This is a genomic window from Oscillibacter sp. CAG:155, from assembly GCA_000436875.1.
Lineage (GTDB): Bacteria > Bacillota > Clostridia > Oscillospirales > Oscillospiraceae > Oscillibacter.
On sequence record FR890954.1, the window covers coordinates 1 to 6,861 of the forward strand.

Below are 6,861 nucleotides of genomic sequence, written 5' to 3' on the forward strand. Positions count from 1 at the left end.
CAGCCAGCTGGCTGCGGGGCCTCTTTAAGATTACAGAATGGGGATTACTGAATGGAGATCTGACGGCTGGCGGGAGCCTGGGCTTCCTTCTTGGGCATCTTCAGCTCCAGAACGCCGCCTTCGTAGCTGGCGGAAATCTCGTCAGCCCGGATGCCGGAAACATCAAAGCTACGGCTGTAGGAACCGTAGGAGCGCTCACAGCAGACGTACTTGTCTTTCTTGTTGGTGTCCTCATGCTCGGAGTGACGCTCGGCCTGGATGGTCAGGGTGTCGCCGTCCAGATTCAGGTGGATGTCCTCCTTCTTGAAGCCGGGCAGATCGGCCTTGAGCAGGTAATGGTTGCCTTCATCCGTGATATCGGTCTTGAATTCCGCCAGATCCGCATTGGAGAAGAAGTTGTTGTTGAACAGCCGCTTTTCCATTTCCTCCATTTCAGAGAAGGGGTTCCAGACATTAATAGAATTTCTGCGATAAGGTCTCAGTTCAAACATGATCAATTCCTCCTAAAAAATTACCACATGATCCGGAATTGATTCGGCGGTTATGGATCATCAGGATGCCGCCGGATGGGAACAGGTGCTGCTTGAAAAGCTCCTGTTCGTTTTTACAAGTATTATGATAGAGACCAAAATCGGAAATTGTGTGACAGGAAAATGAACGAATTGTAAACATTAGCACTCCACGTGCCGGAGTGCTAATGCTTGGAAGATTCCATTTATACGTAGCTCTGGCTGGTGACGTCGAACACGCCACGGGTGGTGATCCGCAGGGAGGGAATCACCGGCAGTGCCATGAAGCTCAGCGTCATGAAGGGATCAATGCCCCGGCCCACGCCCAGAGCGAAGGCCTTTTCCTTGGCGGCCTCCAGTTTTTCGTTGACGGTGATCAGCGGTTCCTCACTCATGATGCCGGCAATGGGCAGGGGGACTTCCGCCTGGACAGCGCCGTCGTCCCAGACCACGATGCCGCCGCCCAGTTCCACCACCCGGTTGGCCGCCGCGGCCATGTCGGCTTCGCTGGTGCCCACCACGATGATGTTGTGGGAGTCGTGGGAGATAGAGGTGGCCACGGCGCCGGACTTGAGGCCGTAGCCCTGCAGGAAGCCGATGCCGATGTGGTGGGTGTTCTTGTGGCGCTCCACCACGGCGATCTTCAATACGTCGTACTCCACGTCGATCCGGTCGGAATATCCGGCGTCCACGGTGGTGATCTCGCCGTTCACCATGCCGATGATGCCCCGGGGACGAGCTTCCGTGAAGTCCTCCGCCGTCAGGCGGTCCACATGGAAGGTATTGTGGGCCCGCTCCGTCAGATAAGGTTCAATGGCAGGGGCGGGGAAGTCCCGGACCTGGCCGTGGTCCACCATCAGCTCGCCCCGCTTGTAGACCTGCTGAATCTCAAAGGACTGGAAGTTGTCGATGATGACAAAATCGCCCAGATAGCCAGGGGCGATGGCGCCCCGGTTGTTCAGCAGGAAATACCGGGCGGCGTTATGGCAGGCCACCTTCACGGCGGTGATGGGGTCGGCGCCCAGAGCGATGGCCCGCTTGACAATGTAGTCGATGTGGCCCTTTTCCAGCAGATCGTTGGGGTGCTTATCGTCGGTGCAGAACATGCACCGCTCGGAATATTTGTCGCACAGCAGCGGTGCCAGCGCGTCCAGATTCCGGGCGGCGGTGCCCTCACGGATCATGATGAACTGTCCCCGCTCCAGCTTGGCGATGGCGTCATTCAAGTCATGGCACTCATGGTCGGAGTAGACGCCGGCGGCGATGTAGGCATTGAGGTCGTTGCCCACCAGATCGGGGGCGTGGCCGTCGATTTTTTTGTGGTGCGCCTGGGCTGCCACGATCTTTTCCACGCACTGGTCGTCTCCGGCGATGGTGCCCACAAAGTTCATCATTTCCGCCAGACCCTGTACCCGGGGGTGGTCGTAGAAGGAGTCGATGGCCCGGTAGTCCAGCACGGCACCGGATTCATCCAGCGGTGTGGCCGGTACGCAGGAGGGCAGCATGAACCGCACATCCACCGGCAGTCCCTCCGTGGCCTGGAGCATGTACTCGATGCCGTCGGTGCCCATGACGTTGGCAATCTCATGAGGGTCTGTCACCACGGTGGTGGTGCCGTGGGGCAAAACGGCCCGGACAAATTCCTTGGGGGTGACCAGGGAACTTTCCAGATGGATGTGGGCGTCCAGAAAACCGGGCAGGACGATCTTGCCGGTCATGTCTACTTCCTGGGTGCCGCTGTACTGCCCCATGCCTACAATCAAACCCTCCGCCACAGCGATGTCGGCGGTGCACAGTTCATTGGAGAACACATTCACATAGGTGGCATTTTTCAAAACCAGGTCCGCAGGCTCCCGGCCGGCGGCCGCGTTGATGATGCGCCGCTTTTTCAGCAGCTTCCGGTTGATCTTTCCAGCATAGCTCTCAGACATAGAACGCGCCTCCTCTATGAATTTTTGAATATTCAATCTGCTTATTGCAATTATAAATGATAATAATATCATTTTATGTTGGAAAAAGTATACGACAAAAAGCTGCGCTTGTCTACCAAAAGATGTGAAATTTATCAAAATGCGCCGCTGACAGAGACAGCCGGAGAAAAATGCAAAAGCAGCCAGCCAGTGCAGGGAGGCTCCTGCGCCGGCTCGCTGCTTTTGAAAATTGAAAAATCAGGATGTTTCCCGGAAATGGATTTCCAGGAAGTACATGTCTTTTGCCAGGTCCAGGGAGACGGAACCCGGCCCGTCCTCCAGACTGCTTCCCAGATCCTGACCGAGAATTTCCACACCGTCTGCATGGACGATGGCGGTGGTTTGCCCGGTGAAATCCAGGGCGGAACCGGCGGTGGTCAGCAAGTCAAAGCCCTGGAGCCCCTCCCGGCCGGTGCCGGAGCCGCCAAAGTCGTAGCTGGGTTCTTTCCAGAAGGTAACGGAGAGCTCTGTACTGCTCCCGGCTGGGACGGCTACCGGCACCGCCAGATACAATACCCGGTCCATAAACAGTGCCTCGCCCAGCAGGTCATCCAGCCGGCCGTCGCTGTAGCGGTCCGTGGGATTGCTGGAAAGAGGGCCATACACGGTCAGCAGCTCTGCGGCTGCCTTCTCATAGAGGGAGAGAAGCTGTGGCCACGGGGATCGATCTTCGAGCTGCGCAAGTTCTGTCCGGCATAGTTCCGCCAGTACGGTGTTCAACGTGGTCTCCTCCCGGGTGACGGTGCAGGAAACACCGTCGATGGGGGTTTCACAGGCGCCGGTGGCATAGCCCTGAAGGGTGTAGCCGCTGAGGTCTTCTCCCAGAACGACCAGGAGCTTTTGCTCTGATTCCTTCTGAATGCCGTCGGGGACGAAGTAATCATATTGCCGCCACCCGGTTTCCGGGTCCCGGGTCAGGCCGTTGAAGCCATAGCTGAGGATGACGGTGGAACCTTCGTCGATGGTGAATTCCACCGCCTGGGTGGCGGCCTGGTAGGTCTCATGGGGAGCAGAGAAATGGGAGAAGCGGTACACCGTCACCGGTGTGTTCAATTCCGGACCGCTGCCCAGGGCGTCGGCACGATACCTCTCATCCGACACCAGCGCGGCATAGTCCTCCCAGCTGTACGGCCCAGCCAGATTGTTGGTGGAGCCGTCTGCGTCATTTGCATCGCCGAAGGTCCCGGCATAGCCGCCGGCGTACAGTGCGGCCTCCGCCGTGCTGTCGTTCACCGTGATTTCAGGGGAAATGGAGCCAAGGCCCTGCAAGCTGCCGACGAGGGGGTACAGGGCGGTGACAGAGATGCCACCGTCCGTGGGATTGGTGAGGGTGTAGCGGTCTGTCACCTGTGCGCCCCACTGGCGGGGCGTGCCGTCTTCGTTGGTGCCCGGGGCGAAGTCCCAGGTGATGGACCGCTGCGCCGTGAGAAGCGAGTTATGTTCCAGCGTGGTCAGGGGCAGCACCGGCCCGGCATAGGACAAAAAATCCATCCCGAAACCGCTGTCAGCTTCATCGGCTGCGATTTCGGGAGCGGCGCCCTCGGAAGTTTTCGGTGCGCTGGAGCCCATACCCCGGAATCCGCCGGTCACCAGATAGAAAAAGCCAAACGTACACACCAGCACACAGCAGGCGGCGACACTCAGGCCCCGCAGCCAGGGTTTCCGCCGGAAGAGGGATGCTTTTTTCACGGTGGGGGCATAGGTCCATGCCTCGTCGATAAGGTCCTCGTCCAGGAGCCCCAATACCTGAAAAAGATGCCGTGCCTTCACAGAGATACCCCCTCTCGTTCCAGATAGGTCCTGAGCTTTCCACGGGTGCGGAAGAGGGAGGACTTCACCTTTCCGCTGCTGCACCCAAGGCCGGAGGCAATGGCCTCCAGGCTCTCACCATACCAGTAGCGCCGTAGGAAGATCACCCGGTTTTCCCGGGGAAGCGTGCGTAAGAAGGCGCTGATAAGATCTGCCAAGGCCTGATCTTCCAAATGCTGTTCTGTGCGGTGGGGGGCGGGAATACATTCATTCAGCTCTCCCAGCAACAGTGCTGTCTCATCGCCGCCCCGCTTCTGGGCGCGTTCCTGATTCCAGCGGTCCAGACTGAGATTTCGGGTGATGCGCCCCAGCCAGGCCCGGAATGCCGCTGGCCGGGCAGGGGGAATGGCGTTCCAGGTGCGAAAATACGTGTCGTTGACACATTCCTCCGCGTCGCCGTGACTGTGGAGGATATTCCAGGCGATGCGGCGGAGGAAGGGACCGTATTTGCCGGAGGTCTCCGCAATGGCCCGCTCCGACCGGTCCCAGTATAACTGGATGATGTCGCTGTCCTCCATGGGGACCGCCTCCTTTCCTCATTCTCTCTTCACTGACTCAGACGGGGAAAAAGAATGTGGGTTTCGGAAAATAAAAAGGTTTCCGGGGGAATTTTCCCCCGGAAACCATGGTATCAGGTTTTTACGCGCTCAGCAATCCCTGACTCACCAGGAACTCCTGGGCCACGTCGTCCACGGTGCGGCCCAGTACGTCCACCTGATAGGTCATCTCCGCCATCTGCTCGGTGGAGATCTTGCCGGTGAGCTCTTCCAAAATGCCTTCCAGTTCCGGATACTGCTCCAGAATATCATCCCGGACCACAAAGACACCGTAGTAGTCAGGGAAGAAGCTCTTGTCATCCTCCAAAACCTTGAGGCCCACCTTCCGGTTGAGGCCGTCGGTGGTGTAGACCACGGCCACGTCGAAGCTGCCGTTTTCAATGGCGGCGTACTTGAGGCCCATGTCTACGGGATTGTAGTCCTTGAAGTGCAGGCCGTAATACTCCACAAAGGGATTGTACTTCATGCTGCCTTCCAGGGTGAAGAACTCCTGCTCGGCGCCGAAGACCAGCTGGTCCGCAATGGGGATGAGGTCGCTGATGGTCTCCAGATCGTATTTCTCCGCCAGTTCCTCCGGGACACCGATGGCATAGGTGTTCTCAAAGCCCAGCTTGCCCAGCACGTGGAGATCATAGTCCTCCAGGGCCTTTTCCTTGACATAGTCGTAAATGGTCATGCCCTCTGGTACATCGGGGGTGTCCTGATGGAAGAAGGTGGTCAGCAGCGTGCCGTCGTAGGAGATCATGAGGTCACAGGTATGATCGTCGTCTTTCAGGGCGTTCCAGTTGTTTACCTGGGACATCTGGTCCTGGATGGTGACGGTCAGGTCTGTCTGATCCTCCACCAGCATCTTCACCATGTGGTGCATCAGCTGGGTCTCGGAGTAGTCGCCGTCATAGAGTAAAATGTCACCGGTAGAGCCCCTGCCATAGGGCAGCAGCAGGCAGAACGCCAGCAAAATGGCCGCAACGGGAATCCACATTTTCTTGGATCCGCCCCGGGATTTACGCATCTGCCCTTCAAACCAGCTCATGATGAGGTCCAGCACCACGGCGATGACCATGAGAACACCGGTGGCCAGGGCGATCATGCCCATGTCCGAGATGCGGATGGCCTGGGTGATGACACCGCCCAAGCCGCCGCCGCCCACGAACGCCGCGAACACGGCGGTGCCGATGGCATTGACCACGGCGATGCGGATGCCGGTAAAGACCGTAGGGAAGGCCAGCGGAAATTCCACCATGAGAATCCGGTAGGGCTTGCTCATGCCCATGCCCCGAGCCGCCTCCTTCACGCCGGGGTCCACTTCTTGAAGACCCAGGCAGGTATTGCGGACGATGGGCAGCAGGGAGTAGAGGGTGATGCCGATAATGACGGTCAGCTTGCCGGGGTCCAGCACCACCATGATGATGCCCAGCAGCGCCAGGGAGGGAATGGTCTGCAGCAGGTCCACAATCCGCAGAATCACGGGCCGGGCCCGCCGGGACACATAGGCCCAGATGCCCAGGGGCAAGCCCACGGCGATGGACAAGATGCTGGCGGCCAGCACGATGAAGAGGTGTTCAAAGATAACGTCCCAGCTCATCTGCCCACCTCCTTTTTCAGCCCTCTGGGCGTGACCTTCTTTTGCAGCACGTCGATGACGGCGCCGAAGAGAATGGCCAGGATAGCTGCCGGGATGGCGCCCAGGAGGATGAGGGTGTTGTTATTGGAGGAGGTGCCCCGATAGACGAAGTTGCCCAGGCCCCCCAGACCGATCATGGAGGCCAGTACCGCCCAGGAAACGGTGTAGATGGCCGCCATGCGGAGACCGGCCACGATGGTAGGCATGGCCAGTGGCAGTTCCACCTTCACCAGCGTCTGCAGCGAGGACATGCCGCAGCCCTTGGCGGCTTCGATGTACTTGCCCTCCACCCCCAGAATGCCGGTGTAGGTGTTTTTCAGCACCGGGAACATGGCGTATACGCTCAATGCCACAATGACGGTGGGATAGATGTTGCCCCACCAGATGAACAG

Annotated in this window: 6 protein-coding genes; all 6 read right to left on the reverse strand. The window is 58.6% G+C overall.

Translation table 11 applies throughout. From position 1 onward, the window contains the following. Positions 1 to 44 precede the first annotated feature (44 nt). The gene (locus tag QZL67_RS09740) at positions 45 to 491 is read right to left on the reverse strand and encodes an Hsp20/alpha crystallin family protein (protein ID WP_022290528.1); all 447 of its coding nucleotides are present in this window, start codon (positions 489 to 491) and stop codon (positions 45 to 47) included. Positions 492 to 715: 224 nt separating this feature from the next. Further along, a complete protein-coding gene (gene ade, locus QZL67_RS09745) occupies positions 716 to 2,440 on the reverse strand; it encodes an adenine deaminase (protein WP_022290529.1) in 1,725 nt (574 codons plus the stop codon). Positions 2,441 to 2,677: 237 nt separating this feature from the next. Continuing rightward, complete coding sequence (locus QZL67_RS09750) at positions 2,678 to 4,249, reverse strand: hypothetical protein (protein ID WP_022290530.1); 1,572 nt, start codon at positions 4,247 to 4,249, stop codon at positions 2,678 to 2,680. Further along, the gene (locus tag QZL67_RS09755; RefSeq protein WP_022290531.1) at positions 4,246 to 4,806 is read right to left on the reverse strand and encodes an RNA polymerase sigma factor; all 561 of its coding nucleotides are present in this window, start codon (positions 4,804 to 4,806) and stop codon (positions 4,246 to 4,248) included. Before QZL67_RS09755 ends, QZL67_RS09750 begins: the two co-directional genes overlap by 4 nt. A 121-nt stretch (positions 4,807 to 4,927) precedes the next feature. Continuing rightward, positions 4,928 to 6,430 (reverse strand): glycine betaine ABC transporter substrate-binding protein, encoded by a 1,503-nt coding sequence (locus tag QZL67_RS09760; RefSeq protein WP_022290532.1) that lies wholly within the window; start codon positions 6,428 to 6,430, stop codon positions 4,928 to 4,930. Further along, the coding region (locus QZL67_RS09765; RefSeq protein ID WP_292920260.1) for an ABC transporter permease subunit at positions 6,427 to 6,861 on the reverse strand (435 nt) is incomplete at its 5' end. The genes QZL67_RS09765 and QZL67_RS09760, both read right to left, overlap by 4 nt.